Below are 15136 nucleotides of genomic sequence, written 5' to 3' on the forward strand. Positions count from 1 at the left end.
CCCTAGAAAATGGCAAAGCACTGCAACTGACCCTAGGCGGGACGCCAAACGTGTGGGATGCGTATCTGCAAAATGGCTTAAGCCTCATCACGGATGCCTTCAGTGGTTATGGCTTTATGGCTGAAATCATGGGCAGAGAGGCACTCAATCGCAGTTTGCAAGAACGTACCTTAGATATGGCGTTCGCTTTTGACCAAATCAAAGCCGATGAGCTCAATTGTAAAAAAGTCGCGGATGTGGTGTTGGTCTTGGTTTCGACCTCAGAGGGCAGCGTGGATCAAGTGCTGGAAGACAAGTACGTGTATGTCGATTGGGGCACTAAGTTTGCCTCTGAACATGCTGAGCGTCACCCTAAAATCCCAGCGCCTTATCTACGTACTTCAACAGCGCGCATCGCTTTAGACTTCATCCTTGAAAAGGGAGGAAGTGCTTACTTACCCACCTCTCTTGTCGAGCCCTTCTTAGCCAGCGGGCAATTGGTCAAAGTGGATGGCGTGGCAGAGTGGTATCGTCCGATCTACTTGAGTTATCGCAAGGCGAGCACGTCGATTGATGCCATCAGTCAGGTAGAGAAGTTGGTGAAAACCATCGACCCTGTCACGGCGTTCAGCTTTCAGCAGATGGCGGATTGGCCGGTAGACGAGTAGGCCTGAGTGGTTGAAACGGAATAGCTTGAATCGGGATGGATTAAAACGGTTTGTTAAGAAACGAGCTCGATAGAAAAGAAAAACCTCGACGATCCGATTAAGTGAAGCGTCGAGGTTTTTTTGTGTCTAGCAATCGAGAAAGTCGGGTTATACGAGCTCAGCCAATTGAGTAAGCGCTTGCTCACGAGCTTCTGCAGCCGGCTCATCACCCATGTTGAGTGCTTCTGCGTAAACAAACTCAACATCGGTAAGGCCGATAAAGCCAAGAATCGTGGTGAGGTAACTTTCAATCGAGTTACGAGGTGAATCTTTGTGTAGACCACCGCGTGTTGTGACCACCACGACTTTTTTGTTTTCAAGTAGGCCAACAGGACCGTTTTCCGTGTAGCTGAACGTGACGCCCGCACGAGCAATCAAGTCGAAGTAGTTCTTCAGTTGAGTCGGGATCAAGAAGTTGTACATCGGTGCGCCAATCACGATCTGATCGGCCGCTTTGATTTCATCGATCAACTGGTTCGAAAGTGCGAGCACGGCTTTGAGCTCGTCAGATAAATCTTCTGCTGGGCTACGAAGCGCAGTAGCGACGTTAAGGTCAAGAACAGGGATTGGGTTGGCGGCCAAATCACGCTCGATGATGCCTGATTTTCCCTCTAGCACCTTGTCAATGATTTGGTTTGACTGAGAGTGCTCACCCAAGATACTGGATTTTAGAACGAGTGTCTGTGCCATAATTTTATCCTTTCAATGAGGTTCTTAAACTCTAAACACGAATCGCAGAACGGTTAAGTGTCTCTAGCTCGGCTAGTTGATAACCAGTCTATCGCTATGTCAGAGAAAGGATAAGCGGAGAAAACTGAGTGACTCATTCAATTTTTTTGAATGAGTCACTCTCTCAACAACTAGAGGCCATTCAGAGATTCATCAGGCTTTCGATGGACTCTTCAACGCTCAAATGATGGAACGACTGCACATGCGCTCCGTCGGAGGCATCAATCAGAATGTGGTCAATATTGGCTGCGCCATGCGAGTCGATGTAACCGAGCGATTGTTCGACGCTGTCGCAGATCATGGTGATGTTGTCCTTTAGGACAATCGTGCAAGTGTGTAAATTCATAGCCAACTACCTTATTTTTATTGTTCATCTTTTAATTTAGATGAGGTTCGCACTTTCGCCAAGACCTTCATCCCAAAGTTTTCATCCAAAAGTTGAGAAGGTTGAGTTCCGAAAATGGCTAGTATTGCGTGTGCAAACCGTTAGACTTTCTCCATGACTTAGCGCCAAGAGAGCAATGTGAATAATGACCACAGGTGAAAAAGGACAGGGCGTGTCATCGCCGATGGCGATGCTCGGCCCATTGAGTGTGCACGAATGCCAGCAAGCGAGGTTAAGCCGAGATGCCCGCTTTGACGGCCAGTTCTACATTGGCGTCAAAACAACGGGTATTTTCTGCCGTCCGATATGCCCAGCCAACTTACCGAAAGAGGAAAACGTCACCTACTTTCTTGATCGCGCCCAAGCATTGCAGGCGGGCTTTCGACCATGCCTACGCTGTCGACCGGACAGTGCGCCGAGTTCGTGGGCATGGAAAGGGGTGGAAACCACATTTCAACGTGCCATCACTCTGATTGAGCAAGGAGAGGTAGACAGTAAGGGATTGCCTCATTTGTCCGAGCGTCTGGGGATCAGCGATCGCTATTTGCGCAAGCTGTTCGAAAAATACTTAGGGATGTCACCGAAACAATACCTGCAATCGACTCAGCTGCTGTTTGCCAAACAACTGCTCCACTCGAGCTCGATGCCGATTGGGGCGATTGCGTTTGCCAGTGGATTTCAAAGCGTGCGGCGCTTCAACGACGCGTTTAAACAGGTGCTGAAACTAACGCCGAGCCAAGTGCGTCGGCAAGGCAGTGATGCCCAATCGCACTCTGTGATTGATCTTGCGTACAAAGGCCCACTGGATTGGTCGCAAATGCTGGATTTTTATCGTTTGCGCGCAATAGAGGGATTAGAGCAGGTCAGTGACCGCCATTATTCGCGCGTTGTCACTGTCGGTCATCATCACGCTCATATTTGCATTTATCCCCATAAACCGGGCGTGATGAGGGTAGAGTTTGAGCTTGAGGACACACGCTTGCTTCGACCTTTAGTGACTCAGCTAAGACGCATGTTTGATTTGGACACCGACATCACCGCGGTGGAAGCACATTTGACGGCGATAGAGTCGTCATTGGTTAAGTATTCTGGGCTGCGAATTCCCGGTGTCTGGGATTGTTGGGAGGCCGGCGTGAGGGCGATTTTGGGTCAGCAAGTGTCCATCAAAGCGGCGATTGGACAGCTCAATTTATTGGCCTCGACCCTCCAACCAGGCGGCGTCACTCACTTTCCAACGCCGGCCGAGGTGGCGAGTGCCGATTTGGCGTTTTTGAAAATGCCGCAAAGTCGCAAGGAGACCCTCTCGCGGTTTGCCCAGTTTATGCTAGAACAACCTCAGGCAGAGCCCGATGAGTGGCTGACCTTGAAAGGCATCGGCCCTTGGACAGTCAACTACGCCAAACTGCGCGGCGCCTCGCAAGCGAACTGCTTTCTTGATACGGATCTGGTGGTGAAAAAAGCGTTGGCGCGCTTTCCTTCTCTCACCTCTACACGCGTCGCCCCTTGGGGGAGCTACGCGACTTTTCATTGTTGGAGCCATGCATGACCACGCACAACGAGCAAACTCAATACGTCTACACCACCATGACCAGTCCTCTCGGTGAGATGGTTTTACAAGCCACTCGTGAGGGGCTGACTGGAGCGTGGTTTGAAACACAGACCACTCAGCCAGAAAATTTAGGCCAGCGCAGCGATTCTGATCCTATACTGACTAAAGCAATCAAACAGTTAGAGCAGTACTTTGCCAATCAGCGTGACAGTTTTGACCTGCCTCTCGCCGCGCAGGGCACGCCATTTCAACGTCAAGTTTGGCAAGCGCTAACGACGATACCTTTTGGTGAAACGTGGAGCTATCAGCAACTCGCCGATGCCATAGGCAACCCTAAAGCGGTGCGCGCGGTGGGGGCGGCGAACGGGAAAAATCCCATTTCGATCATTGTGCCTTGTCATCGCGTAATAGGTAAAAGCGGTAAATTAACGGGTTATGCGGGGGGCGTGGAGCGTAAGGCGTCTCTCTTGAAATTGGAAAGTACGAGGTAAAGTTATGGTTGGTCGACAATGCAATTGGGGGATGAGGATACTGCTGGCGTCACTGGTTCTTGTCGGCTGTTCAGAAGATGACGCTGAACGTTACCTCAACAAGCAAACCTATGAGTTTGTCGGTGACTACGAAAACCAGTACAACGACGACGTGCTGCGCTTTAATAATGCGATGGTGACCTTTATTAAAGCGGGGCAGCCGAACTTAGAAAAGAGTTTTAATGTCGAGGGCAATCAGTTGTTCATCCAAATGCGCAACAACTCAAAAGAGCAGCGAGAAGATATCGTGATGCGTATCCACGGCAAAAATGAATTGCTGACGTGCAGCGTGTGCGCGAAATATCAGTTGGCGAGCATCTGGCAAAAGCGCGGTGCGCAGCCTTTGCCAGTGAAGCCTTAATTTTGTCTGTTACGCGCGCTAGAGCGTTTAGAACGTTAAAACGTTAGAACAAGCCCCCATTGAGCGCCATGTGGCAGACGATACTCGCGATATAACCAAGCGCGATAACGGGCATCCATTTGAGGTGACCAAAGAATGTGTACTTACCGTGCGCCGCCCCCATCAAGGCTACCCCCGCCGCAGACCCTATTGAGAGTAAGCTACCACCGACACCGGCGGTCAGTGTGACCAGTAGCCAGTTACCCATCGACATACTCGGCTCCATGGTGAGTACAGCGAACATCACAGGAATGTTATCGACGATGGCTGAGAGAATCCCCACCATGACGTTGGCCCACATGGGATCCCACTGGGTGTACATCACCTCAGAAATCACGCCTAAGTAGCCGAGCAGACTTAACCCTCCCACACACATCACGACGCCGTAGAAGAACAGTAAGGTGTCCCACTCCGCGTGAGAGACACGGCGAAACACATCAAACGGGACGACAGACCCTAGGCGCTTGAGTGCGTAATCATCACGGTTCGCAATCGCGCGCGCGGCTTTTTTGTGTAAAGAGGTCTTGAGGGTTTTTCGAAGAAAAAAACCAAAAAACTGCAAATAGGCGAGCCCCATCATCATGCCCATCACCGGTGGGAAGTGCAGCACGGCATGGAAGGCTACCGCCGTCGCGATCGTCAGGATAAACAGCCCGACAATACGGCGCGCGCCGCGTTTGAGCTCAATGTGTTCATGCACCACGTTCGGCTTACTATTGGGTACAAACAGCGACATGATGAACGCCGGAATGATGTAGTTAATCAGTGAAGGGACAAACAGCGGCATAAACTCAGCAAAGGAGACATGGCCCGCCTGCCACACCATCAGGGTGGTAATGTCACCAAATGGGCTAAAAGCGCCGCCTGCGTTGGCGGCAATAACAATATTAATACAGGCTAAATTGATGAATTTAGGGTTATTGCCCGCCACTTTCAGTACAACGGCGCACATCAGCAGTGCGGTGGTTAAGTTATCGGCAATCGGTGAGATAAAGAAGGCGAGAATTCCGGTCAGCCAAAACAGCGCGCGGAAATTAAAGCCCTTGCCCACCATCCACGCTTGCAGCGCATCAAACAGTCGACGCTCTTCCATCGCGCTGATGTAGGTCATGGCGACCAATAAGAACAGTAACAGCTCAGCGTATTCGAGCAGGTTATGTTCCAGCGCGGCTTTGGCGACCTCTATCTGATCGTGCTGAGAATAGACGTAGCCAATCATTGCCCAGATGATACCCGCAGCCAACAAGACAGGTTTGGACTTTCTCAGTTGTAAGTACTCTTCGAGCATCACCAAGGTATAGGCCATCGCAAAGATCAGCAGTGCGGCGTAACCTATGGTCGATTGGGTAAGAGGCAGTGTGTCATGGGCGGTGGAAGCAAGGGTCGGAAAAGGGAGCAACAAAAGGGCAAATAGAGCTGACCAATGCAATTTCATACTTTCACTCCTTGAAAGAGTTGTTATAGAAAGATAGCGAGAATGTTGAGTCCCTATTTTAAAGAGTTATCAGATGGGGATGTGTGAGATAGATTGGATATGCCTGAATTTGAATGAGTTATTGTCGACGTTTGACTAAATGGGTAGATGAGAAAGCAAAAGCCTCAAACCGAGGTTTGAGGCTTTTGGCGTACTTTCATTGCGGAAGGTCCGCGAGATGAGCGGTTAGGCCTCAACCTGCTTGAGATGAACCTCTTCCTCTTTTACGCCCGCTTGAGGGTCGTTAAAGCGTGTCTCATCCAGTGCGCCTTCCGATTTCGCGACGATGACCGTCACTGCGCTATCACCGGTAATGTTGACGGCGGTACGGATCATATCCAGCAAGCGGTCGACACCCATGATAAGGGCGATACCTTCCAACGGCAGACCGACTTGGTTAAGTACCATCGCCAGCATCACGAGACCAACACCTGGTACGCCTGCTGTGCCGATAGACGCCAGTGTCGCGGTCATGATTACCATCAAGTAGTCACCCATGGTGAGGTCGATGTTAAAGGCTTGTGCGATAAAGGCTGTCGCGACACCTTGCATGATGGCCGTACCATCCATGTTCACTGTCGCGCCTAGCGGCACCGTGAATGAGGAGACGCGGTTTTCCACGCCCATGCGGTTTTTCACCGTTTCCATCGTGACCGGAATGGTGGCATTTGACGATGCGGTCGAAAACGCAAACATGACCGCGTCTTCCATCTTCTTCAAGAAGGTGATTGGACTCAGACCGGTGAAGCCTTTTAGCATCACGCTGTAAGTGACTAAACCGTGCAAAATCAAGGTGCCAGCAAGGACAAGGAAGTACTCCGCCAAGTTGATGATGGCGCTAAGACCCAGACCAGTAAACAGTTTCGCCATCAAGAAGAACACGCCAAACGGCGCCAAGTTCATCAAAATAGCCACCAGTTTCATGATCACTTCATTGAGATCAGAGAAGAACGCTGCAATGCGCTCACCTGGCTTGCCCGCCGCGCTGATGGCAACGCCAAATAACACGGCAAACACAATCACTTGCAGAGTTTTACCTTCTGCCATTGCGCTGATTGGGTTGGTCGGGAACATGTTAATGATCACCTGACCCAGTGACGGTGCCTCGGCGGACTGGAATGAGCTTGCTGCCGTAAGGTCAGCGCCTGCCCCTGGCTGGAACAGGTTACCCATGGTCAGCGCAAGCGTGATGGCGACCGCCGTGGTGACAATGTAAAACCCTAAGGTTTTGCCGCCCATGCGGCCCAGTGTAGAAAGATCTTTCAGTGAGCTTGTGCCACACACCAGTGAAACAAAAACGAGAGGAACAACAAGCATTTTCAAGCTGGCGACAAATATTTGGCCACCAACTTCAAACAGTCCATTGACGATGTATGTGTCGACAAATCCGTTGTCGGCAAAGAGGGTGCGAATTGCAAATCCTGTCAAGATACCTGTAACCATACCGAAAATCACTCGGCCGGTTAGCGACATGGGTTTCTTGGTATTCATAGTGAACACTCCTTATAGTTATGCGCCTAAAATTCACTTTAAGGCGGGCAGGGAGGTTAGCAGGCAGGATGAAAAATCAGAAAGCGAAAAAGCGCTGGCGATAAGGAGATGTGAGCTGGGTCACTGCTATTTGTCAGTATTTAACGCCAGGTTAACGTCTTAATGTAAATTAATTGACGTATTTTTATTGTTTTTAACAGTTAAAATCCCGACCATTAATACTTGGCTTCTTCTCACCGCATGGGAATAGAGACGATGTGTCCACTTGATTGATTTGGAAAATGCATAGATAAGCATATTTTATTCACTTTATTGCCTATGTCGGCGTAATCGCCGTGAACAGCGACCTTAGGTGCATTTTTGTCGAGCCTCGCAAGAAAAATCTTGTTACTCTCGGCCATTATAGAATGACATCATCAGGCTTTTTTCATGATCAACACCGCTTTATTAGGGATGTTTATTCCCACTTTCTTTTTTGTCTCTATTACGCCCGGCATGTGCATGACATTGGCGCTGACGCTGGGGATGAGTATTGGTTATCGTCGTACCTTGTGGATGATGGTGGGTGAGTTGATCGGCGTGGGTTTGGTGGCGGTGGCGGCGGTGCTCGGTATCGCCGCGGTGATGCTCAATTACCCATGGCTATTTACCGCGCTTAAGGTACTCGGGGGCGGCTATCTGTTCTATTTAGGGATTCAGATGTGGCGCTCGAGAGGCAAGCTCGCTTTAAATCTTGATGAGACGGTCGAATCAGCCCCTCACAGTGACTGGGATTTGGTGGTACAAGGTTTTGTGACCGCGATTGCCAACCCGAAAGGCTGGGCGTTTATGATTTCTCTGCTGCCGCCCTTTATCGATCAATCGGTCGCACTGACGCCGCAATTGGTGGTGTTGGTATCGATCATTCTGCTGTTTGAGTTTGTTTGCATGACGCTTTACGCCACAGGTGGCAAAGGCTTGAAACGCATGCTAGGTCAATCGCATAATGTCCGATTGATGAACCGAATAGCGGGCACCTTAATGATGGGTGTCGGTGTTTGGTTATGGGTGAGCTAGGACAAAGGAGCCATATGTTGGGATCAATCGGTCAGTGGTGGACGTCGACCAAATCCGAATTGCGTGAGGTGCTGGAGTTCCAGTCCCGTGTCTGGGTGGTGAATGTGTTCTCAGGGCGCAACAAAGGTGAGGCGTTTATCGTCAATGAAGACAGCTTTAACGAGCCAATGCAATGGATGAAACGTAAAGGCTACCCTAGCGAACAGTTAGCGAGAGTGAGTGAGATGAAGCGCTCTCAGGTGCTTGAGATAGAACTCTCGAACGTTAAACATCGAGTGATGCGAGTAAAGTAAACCAATCAGGCCAGCGTAACGCTGGCCTGATTGGTTTTTGGTTGGTCATTATGGCTCGCCAAGAGAGTGGAGCCTCTTGGTTATCGAGAGGGCGTTAGATTTTTGCCCATTGAGTTCGGCGGTCTAGCGCGCCGCTAAAGCGAGTCAGCAGGAGTGCCAGAGCGACCACAATAGCGCCGACCCAAGGTGTGTTCATCAGCCCAGTTTGTTCAACGACTAAACCCCCACCCCAAGAGCCCAGAGCGATACCGACATTAAAGGCCGCGATGTTGAGTCCGGAGGCGACGTCTACGGCATCAGGCGTATAACGCTCGGCTAAGTTCACCACGTACACTTGTAGCCCCGGGACGTTACCAAACGCAAACGCACCCCAGATAAGAATCGTCACCACCGCGGCAATCGGTTCGTAAGCGGCAAAGTTGAACACCAAAAGTACGGCGCCAAGACCAGTGAAAATGATCGTTAGCGCTTTGATGGGTCCCATGGTATCGGCCATCTTTCCACCCCAAATGTTGCCAAACGCGACAGACACGCCATACACCAACATGATGAGGCCGACAGAGCTGGCTTCAAAGCCGGACACTTCCTGCAAAATGGGCGCAAGGTAGGTGAACGCGGTAAAGGTGCCGCCATAACCCAGTGCCGTGATCGCATAGACCAGCAGTAAGCGAGGCTGAGTCAGTACGCTCAGTTGTGCGGAGAGTTTGGTCGCCGGAGGCTGTTTCAGATTACTGGGCACCAAAAGCGCACTTCCCACCCAAGCAATGAGACCCAAGATGGCGACGATCAAGAAGGTCGCTTGCCAGCCAAACGTCTGACCGATGTAGGTGCCAAGAGGCACTCCCGTCACCAAGGCGACCGTGAGGCCAGTAAACATGATCGCGATGGCGCTGGCGGCTTTCTCTTTGGACACCAAACCTGTGGCGATGGTCGAGCCAATCGAGAAAAACACGCCGTGAGCAAGACCCGTTAGGATCCGAGCTGCCACCAGGGTGTTGTAACCTGGCGCTTGCCAAGCCAGCAGGTTACCCGCGACAAACAGGGCCATGACGGTCAATAGTACCGTCTTACGGGGCCAGTTTCCCGTCAGCGCGGTCAGCACAGGGGCGCCGACGGCAACGCCAAGGGCGTATAAGCTGACCAGCAGACCGGCTGAGGGCAGCGAGACCGATAAGTCAGCGGCCATGGTTGGGATCAACCCAACGATGACAAATTCAGTGGTGCCGATGGCAAACGCACTGAGGGTTAGAGCAAAAAGAGCAATAGGCATACTTTCATTCTCAATGATGTGTTCAGTGGCGGCCATTATCGAGCTGAATTCTTTTGTGAAAAACAGCGTCTTTTGCAAATGACTTTTGTCAAAATTATGGGTAATTAACGGTGAACTGACCGGTGAGGCTTTTTCGTCGGCGATGTTATTCTCTATAATCGAGCCATAAGCCTACGGGCTTAGCGTCACCTCTGCCAAGACAACTACAGGACACTGACATGACCACTCGACTACTACTCAACGGAAAAAAAGCGGCGCAACAAGATATTCGCGATGCGGTGATGGCCCTGCGCAAAGAAAGCCACACGCTCGAAGTACGGCCAACATGGGAAGCAGGAGATATTGAGCGCCTCGTGTGCGAAGCCGCTGAGCAGCAGGTCACCCGGGTGATTGCAGGCGGCGGTGATGGTACGGTGAATGAAGTGGTTGACGCGATTCTTAAACATCAACTGGCGTTGGAGGTGGCGGTGTTACCGCTTGGCACGGCCAATGACTTTGCGACAGCCTGTCATATTCCGACCGATTCGCCGTATCAAGCCCTCAAGCTGGCGCTTAGTGGAGAGAGTTACCGAGTGGATGCCGCCAAAGCCAACGAGCGGCACTTCATTAATATTGCGACTGCGGGTTTTGGCGCGCAGGTGACGGCCAATACGCCGGTGGCGCTGAAAAACTTCTTGGGCGGCGGCGCGTACACGCTGTCGGGGTTGTTACAGGCGATCAATTTTCAGCCTTTCGAAGGCACCATTCGTTTTGATGACAATACGCGTGAAGCCGGTGTCGTGGTGGGGGCGGTGTGCAACGGTCGCCTAGCCGGTGGCGGTCAAGCTCTGGCCCCCAATGCCTATATTGATGATGGGTTGCTCGAAGCAGTATCGATTGAAGCCTTTAGCGCGGCCGACATCCCTGTCGTGCTCAGTGAGCTTCAGCAGCAAGGCGATGGCGAGACGCAATTTATTCATCGTAAACAGGTCAAGCGCATTGAATGGCTCTCCAACCAAGTTATGCCGATCAACCTCGATGGTGAGCCACTCTCTTGCCCCGAAGTGGTGATGGAGGTGTTACCGCAAGCCCTCGCCCTTGTACTACCAGAGAGCACACCGGTATTAAGCCGCCATCAAAAAGCGTAATAACGCCTAGACCCAATAGGTGGGGATGGATGCGAATGTAAACGTTTCCATCTTTTTGCCTCTGCTCACAGAATCACAGCGTGGTTGCGTTATGATATTCGGCTCAATTCGCACAAAGGATGTCATGATGGAGCCAACGCAACGCATAGAATTAGTCGGGTCGCGCACGCAACTGCTGGTGGAGATCGGTGAGGTCGCCGAAGTCTTGCACTGGGGTAAACGTCTGCCAAGCGCAGAGTCTGGGCTGCCCAACGCCTCTTTGGCGCTGCAACGCCCGGTGCCGTTTGGCCGTCTTGATAAGGATGTGCCGGTCTCTTTGCATCCCGAATTGGGGCGCGGATCGTTTGGCTCGCCTGGCCTTGAAGGACACCGTAATGGCCTAGCGTGGGCGCCGGTTTTCTCTCTTACCCACTGCGAACATGACTTACATTCACTGACTCTCATCTACCAAGACGCACAGGCTGAGCTGCGTTTAACCATTGACGTGCATCTTGGTGAGGATGACGTGCTCAAAACTCGCCAAACGGTCACTAATTTGGCGCAGGCCTCCTATTGGGTGACGCGCTTTGCTCATACCTTACCACTCGATAGGCGCGCTGAAGAACTGCTCACCTTTCATGGTCGCTGGGTTAATGAATTTCAAACCGAGCGCCTTACGCTCCATCACGGTGGTTACCAACAAGAGAATCGACGCGGGCGCACCTCGCATGAGCACTACCCGGCGCTAATCGCGGGCACACCAGGCTTTGGTGAGCTTTCGGGTGATGTATGGGGCTTTCATCTGGCATGGAGTGGCAATCACCGCCTGCGAGTGGACGTCAAAGCGGATGGGCGGCGCGTAATGCAGGCCGAAGCGCTCTATTTACCGGGCGAAATCGCCCTGGCTGAAGGGGAGTCGATATCCACCCCTTGGCTCTATGCTACCTACAGTGAGCAAGGGCTGAGCCGTATGAGTCAGCAGTTCCATCGCCATGTGAGAGAGCAGATTGTCGCCAGTTCAGTCACACAACAGCCTCGGCCTATCCATCTCAATACGTGGGAGGGGATCTATTTCGAACATGATCCCCAATACATCAAACAGATGGCGACTGAAGCGGCACGTATGGGCGTTGAGCGTTTCATCATTGACGATGGTTGGTTCAAAGGGCGCAACAACGACAAAGCCGCATTAGGCGATTGGGTGTTGGATGAGCGTAAATACCCCGAAGGGCTGACGGACATCGTCAACCACGTCAACGAACTCGGCATGGAGTTTGGTCTTTGGTTTGAACCTGAAATGATCAACAAAGACTCGGATCTCTATCGTCGCCACCCCGAGTGGTTACTGGCGGTGGAGGGCTATCATCAGCCAACCGGTCGTCATCAATATGTGATTGATTTACAAAACCCTGAGGCGTTTGATTACCTATTTGAGCGTTTGGATCATTTTCTCTCCAACTATGCGATTGCCTACATCAAATGGGACATGAACCGAGAAGTGGTCCAACCGGCTCATCACGACCGCGCCGCTGGGCACAAGCAGGTCGAGCGGTATTATCAACTGGTTGATAAAGTGCGCGCTGCCCATCCGCAGGTGGAGATCGAATCTTGCGCTGCAGGCGGTGGGCGGATTGATTTTGAAGTGCTCAAGCGCACCCATCGATTCTGGACGTCTGACAACAACGACGCGCTCGAGCGACAAACCATTCAACGCGGCATGAGCTTGCTGTTCCCGCCAGAAGTGATGGGCAGCCATATTGGTTCTGGCCACTGTCACAGTACCCGCCGCAGGCACAGTATCGAATTTCGCGGCCTCACCGCGCTGTCTGGTCACATGGGGATAGAGCTTGATCCCGTCTCTGAGCCTGAGCAAGAGAAAGCGGGATTTGCCCGTTATGTGGCGCTGCATAAGCAGCTTCGTCCGCTGCTTCACCATGGCGTTAACTGGCGTTTACCCACCGAAGATAGTGCGCACCAAGCCTACTGCGTTGTCGCAGACGATCAATCGCAAGCGGTGGCCGTAGTGGCGCAACTGGCTATGCCTACTTATGCACTGAGCGGACAATTAAGATTTGCAGGGCTAGACGATAGTGCCCAATACCACGTCAGCTTGCTTGATAAGCCCCTCAACTTTGACACCATGGTGTGCCGTCAGCCCCCTTGGACAGAACAAGGTTGTACCCTGTCTGGCGCATGGCTACATCAAGTGGGCTTAGCCATGCCGATACTGGATCCCGAAAGTGCGATTTTGATTGCGCTCACGCGGGTGGACTAGCGTTTTACGTGTCAAGTTCGTGGTGGGTTTACAGTGTAAAGCCAGCGCGGACTTCGCTATACTCTGGGCATTCGTAGTCACCACTTTAGGTCTGACATGCTGACACGCTCCGATGATTTACAAATATTGCTCAGTGTCGTCGATAGCGGCGGTTTTTCAGCGGCGGCTGACGCGCTCAACATCCAAGTGGCGCGTGTCTCTCGTGCGGTGAGCAAGATCGAGCAGCAACTTGGTGTGTCCATCCTTAATCGCACGACGCGCCGTGTTGAGCTTACGGTAGAAGGCAAATTGTTCGTCGATTCGGTTCGCCAAGGGTTACAGCTGATTGGTCAAGCCGAAGCGGATTTGATGTCTCGCGGTGAGTTGCCCAAAGGGCCATTGCGCGTTGATGCGGCCAGCCCGTTTGTGTTTCACCAACTTGTGCCCCTGATTCAATCGTTTAAAGTCGCGTATCCCGATATCGAACTCGAACTGACGTCCAATGAAGGTTACGTCGACTTACTTGAAAAACGCACGGACGTTGCGATTCGTATCGGCCACCTTAAAGACTCCACTTTACACGCCAGTCCGCTCGGTAAAAGTCGACTCTATATTGTCGCTTCGCCAGATTATCTCGCGCGTTTTGGCACGCCCACTCGCGTCTCACACTTATCCTCTCACCAGATCATTGGTTTTACGGCGCCGAAAGTGCTCAACCATTGGCCACTGAAAGGGCTAGAACCCATCGCGCCGATGCTTCGCAGTGCGAACGGAGAGACGGTGCGTCAATTGGCACTCGCGGGGAATGGCATTGCGTGTCTCTCCGGTTTTATGGTCAATCAAGATTTGGCGAATGGCGCCTTGGTGTCTTTGCTGGAGGAGTGGCGAGTGGAAAATACCGCGCGCGAGCAGGTCAACGCGGTGTATTACAAATCTTCCCACGTCGCCAAGCGCATTTCGGCGTTCATTGAATTTATCAAACCCCGCTTGACACTTTAGGCGGCAGCGCCATTGATGTCAGTGAAGGGCACTTAAGCAAGGCAAGGAGAACCGTATGATCAAAACTACTACCTCAGTGGTCGAGGGCAAACCTGTTGACGCCTATCTTGGCGTTGTGGTCGGAGAGGCAATTTTAGGTGCTAACATCTTCAAAGATATGTTTGGTGCCATTCGAGACGTTGTAGGCGGTCGCTCTGGTGCTTACGAGCGAGAAATGGGCCGCGCTCGAGAAATCGCTTTTGCCGAGATGGAGCAACACGCGCAGTCTCTGGGCGCCGATGGTATTGTCGGTATCGACATCGATTACGAAGTGATCGGCAGCGGCGGCAGTATGATGATGGTCAGTGTTAGCGGTACCGCCGTTAAATTTCGCCAATAACGCGCGATAACTTTTTATTCGCGATAACGTAAATTAATGAGGCAATCAATTTGATGAAAATATGGGTGGATGCGGATGCGTGTCCTGTGGTGATCCGCGATGTGCTTTACCGCGCGTCGCAACGCACTGGCGTCGAAGTGACGCTCGTCGCGAACCAGTTTATACGCACGCCAGCGTCACCAAAGGTGAACATGTTGCAAGTTCAGCAAGGGTTTGATGTGGCAGACAATGAGATTGTTAAACGTTGCCAAGCGGGCGATTTGGTCATCACCAGTGACATCCCTTTGGCCGACGAAGTGATCACTAAAGGCGCACAGGCGCTCAACTCGCGCGGTGAAATGTACAGCAAAGAAAACATTAAAGCGCGCTTGAACATGCGCGATTTTATGGACACCATGCGCAGCAGCGGCGTCCAGATGGGCGGGCCACCGCCACTCAGTCAGGCAGATAGGCAGCAATTTGCTAACCATCTCGACAAATGGCTGGTCCATTGGCAACGTTCGGTCAAGCCTACAAAACCCGAGTAGGCTTTGCT

The 15136-nt window shown here is 51.8% G+C and carries 16 protein-coding genes; 11 read left to right on the forward strand and 5 right to left on the reverse strand.

All coding sequences use genetic code 11. The features are described from left to right. Positions 1-647 (forward strand): LysR substrate-binding domain-containing protein (locus AC6R0R_RS01380; RefSeq protein WP_500625427.1); only part of this gene is annotated, 647 nt, incomplete at its 5' end. A gap of 147 nt (positions 648-794) precedes the next feature. Here AC6R0R_RS01380 and AC6R0R_RS01385 read toward each other — a convergent pair. Both AC6R0R_RS01385 and AC6R0R_RS01390 read right to left on the reverse strand, forming a co-directional pair. Continuing rightward, on the reverse strand, positions 795-1376 hold the full coding sequence (locus AC6R0R_RS01385; protein WP_334553146.1) for an FMN-dependent NADH-azoreductase: 582 nt from the start codon (positions 1374-1376) through the stop codon (positions 795-797). 181 nt (positions 1377-1557) lie between these two features. Then, positions 1558-1761 carry a hypothetical protein gene (locus tag AC6R0R_RS01390; protein ID WP_334553147.1) on the reverse strand — a complete coding sequence of 68 codons (204 nt, stop codon included), beginning with the start codon at positions 1759-1761 and terminating at the stop codon, positions 1558-1560. 184 nt (positions 1762-1945) lie between these two features. On the opposite strand from AC6R0R_RS01390, the gene AC6R0R_RS01395 reads away from it, so the two are divergent. Genes AC6R0R_RS01395 through AC6R0R_RS01405 form a run of 3 tightly spaced genes read left to right on the forward strand, consistent with a single transcriptional unit; the run spans position 1946 to position 4240 of the window. Continuing rightward, positions 1946-3346 (forward strand): AlkA N-terminal domain-containing protein, encoded by a 1401-nt coding sequence (locus tag AC6R0R_RS01395; protein WP_500625428.1) that lies wholly within the window; start codon positions 1946-1948, stop codon positions 3344-3346. Next, positions 3343-3840 (forward strand): methylated-DNA--[protein]-cysteine S-methyltransferase, encoded by a 498-nt coding sequence (locus AC6R0R_RS01400; RefSeq protein WP_334553149.1) that lies wholly within the window; start codon positions 3343-3345, stop codon positions 3838-3840. Before AC6R0R_RS01395 ends, AC6R0R_RS01400 begins: the two co-directional genes overlap by 4 nt. 4 nt (positions 3841-3844) lie before the next feature. After that, positions 3845-4240 carry a hypothetical protein gene (locus AC6R0R_RS01405; protein WP_500625429.1) on the forward strand — a complete coding sequence of 132 codons (396 nt, stop codon included), beginning with the start codon at positions 3845-3847 and terminating at the stop codon, positions 4238-4240. Between the two features lie 43 nt (positions 4241-4283). Here the strand turns inward: AC6R0R_RS01405 and nhaD are convergent, their stop codons facing one another. Together nhaD and AC6R0R_RS01415 are read right to left on the reverse strand one after the other, a co-directional pair. Next, the gene (nhaD, locus tag AC6R0R_RS01410; RefSeq protein WP_500625430.1) at positions 4284-5714 is read right to left on the reverse strand and encodes a sodium:proton antiporter NhaD; all 1431 of its coding nucleotides are present in this window, start codon (positions 5712-5714) and stop codon (positions 4284-4286) included. A gap of 225 nt (positions 5715-5939) precedes the next feature. Further along, positions 5940-7244 (reverse strand): dicarboxylate/amino acid:cation symporter, encoded by a 1305-nt coding sequence (locus tag AC6R0R_RS01415; RefSeq protein WP_500625431.1) that lies wholly within the window; start codon positions 7242-7244, stop codon positions 5940-5942. A gap of 432 nt (positions 7245-7676) precedes the next feature. Here AC6R0R_RS01415 and AC6R0R_RS01420 point away from each other — a divergent pair, with 432 nt between their 5' ends. Together AC6R0R_RS01420 and AC6R0R_RS01425 are read left to right on the forward strand one after the other, a co-directional pair. Next, positions 7677-8300: a LysE family translocator gene (locus AC6R0R_RS01420; protein ID WP_500625560.1), complete on the forward strand. Its 624-nt coding sequence runs from the start codon at positions 7677-7679 to the stop codon at positions 8298-8300. A gap of 14 nt (positions 8301-8314) precedes the next feature. Next, entirely contained in the window at positions 8315-8593 is a 279-nt protein-coding gene (locus AC6R0R_RS01425; protein WP_334553157.1) for a hypothetical protein, read from the forward strand. A 94-nt stretch (positions 8594-8687) separates the two neighbouring features. Here AC6R0R_RS01425 and AC6R0R_RS01430 read toward each other — a convergent pair whose 3' ends face one another. Then, a complete protein-coding gene (locus AC6R0R_RS01430) occupies positions 8688-9863 on the reverse strand; it encodes an MFS transporter (protein ID WP_500625561.1) in 1176 nt (391 codons plus the stop codon). Positions 9864-10081: 218 nt separating this feature from the next. Here AC6R0R_RS01430 and yegS point away from each other — a divergent pair, with 218 nt between their 5' ends. From yegS to AC6R0R_RS01455, 5 genes are all read left to right on the forward strand, one after another. Next, the gene (gene yegS / locus AC6R0R_RS01435; protein WP_500625432.1) at positions 10082-10990 is read left to right on the forward strand and encodes a lipid kinase YegS; all 909 of its coding nucleotides are present in this window, start codon (positions 10082-10084) and stop codon (positions 10988-10990) included. A 127-nt stretch (positions 10991-11117) separates the two neighbouring features. After that, positions 11118-13244, forward strand: a complete 2127-nt coding sequence (locus AC6R0R_RS01440; RefSeq protein WP_500625562.1) for an alpha-galactosidase — start codon at positions 11118-11120, stop codon at positions 13242-13244. 96 nt (positions 13245-13340) lie between these two features. Next, on the forward strand, positions 13341-14222 hold the full coding sequence (locus AC6R0R_RS01445; protein ID WP_500625433.1) for a LysR family transcriptional regulator: 882 nt from the start codon (positions 13341-13343) through the stop codon (positions 14220-14222). Positions 14223-14277: 55 nt separating this feature from the next. Continuing rightward, entirely contained in the window at positions 14278-14601 is a 324-nt protein-coding gene (locus AC6R0R_RS01450) for a heavy metal-binding domain-containing protein (RefSeq protein ID WP_334553164.1), read from the forward strand. 53 nt (positions 14602-14654) lie between these two features. Then, positions 14655-15128, forward strand: a complete 474-nt coding sequence (locus AC6R0R_RS01455) for a YaiI/YqxD family protein (RefSeq protein WP_500625434.1) — start codon at positions 14655-14657, stop codon at positions 15126-15128. The last annotated feature ends 8 nt before the right edge of the window (positions 15129-15136 follow it).

It is taken from the genome of Vibrio sp. R12-SW3-ISO1 (genome assembly GCF_059834005.1).

What these genes read in the sequence shown, in the direction of transcription:
- AC6R0R_RS01395 (WP_500625428.1), top strand. Translation starts at nt 1,946, where the DNA reads ATGACCACAGGTGAAAAAGGACAGGGCGTGTCATCGCCGATGGCGATG.
- nhaD (WP_500625430.1), bottom strand. Translation starts at nt 5,714, where the DNA reads ATGAAATTGCATTGGTCAGCTCTATTTGCCCTTTTGTTGCTCCCTTTT.
- AC6R0R_RS01405 (WP_500625429.1), top strand. Translation starts at nt 3,845, where the DNA reads ATGGTTGGTCGACAATGCAATTGGGGGATGAGGATACTGCTGGCGTCA.
- AC6R0R_RS01430 (WP_500625561.1), bottom strand. Translation starts at nt 9,863, where the DNA reads ATGCCTATTGCTCTTTTTGCTCTAACCCTCAGTGCGTTTGCCATCGGC.
- AC6R0R_RS01400 (WP_334553149.1), top strand. Translation starts at nt 3,343, where the DNA reads ATGACCACGCACAACGAGCAAACTCAATACGTCTACACCACCATGACC.
- AC6R0R_RS01385 (WP_334553146.1), bottom strand. Translation starts at nt 1,376, where the DNA reads ATGGCACAGACACTCGTTCTAAAATCCAGTATCTTGGGTGAGCACTCT.
- AC6R0R_RS01450 (WP_334553164.1), top strand. Translation starts at nt 14,278, where the DNA reads ATGATCAAAACTACTACCTCAGTGGTCGAGGGCAAACCTGTTGACGCC.
- AC6R0R_RS01390 (WP_334553147.1), bottom strand. Translation starts at nt 1,761, where the DNA reads ATGAATTTACACACTTGCACGATTGTCCTAAAGGACAACATCACCATG.
- yegS (WP_500625432.1), top strand. Translation starts at nt 10,082, where the DNA reads ATGACCACTCGACTACTACTCAACGGAAAAAAAGCGGCGCAACAAGAT.
- AC6R0R_RS01415 (WP_500625431.1), bottom strand. Translation starts at nt 7,244, where the DNA reads ATGAATACCAAGAAACCCATGTCGCTAACCGGCCGAGTGATTTTCGGT.
- AC6R0R_RS01440 (WP_500625562.1), top strand. Translation starts at nt 11,118, where the DNA reads ATGGAGCCAACGCAACGCATAGAATTAGTCGGGTCGCGCACGCAACTG.
- AC6R0R_RS01455 (WP_500625434.1), top strand. Translation starts at nt 14,655, where the DNA reads ATGAAAATATGGGTGGATGCGGATGCGTGTCCTGTGGTGATCCGCGAT.
- AC6R0R_RS01425 (WP_334553157.1), top strand. Translation starts at nt 8,315, where the DNA reads ATGTTGGGATCAATCGGTCAGTGGTGGACGTCGACCAAATCCGAATTG.
- AC6R0R_RS01445 (WP_500625433.1), top strand. Translation starts at nt 13,341, where the DNA reads ATGCTGACACGCTCCGATGATTTACAAATATTGCTCAGTGTCGTCGAT.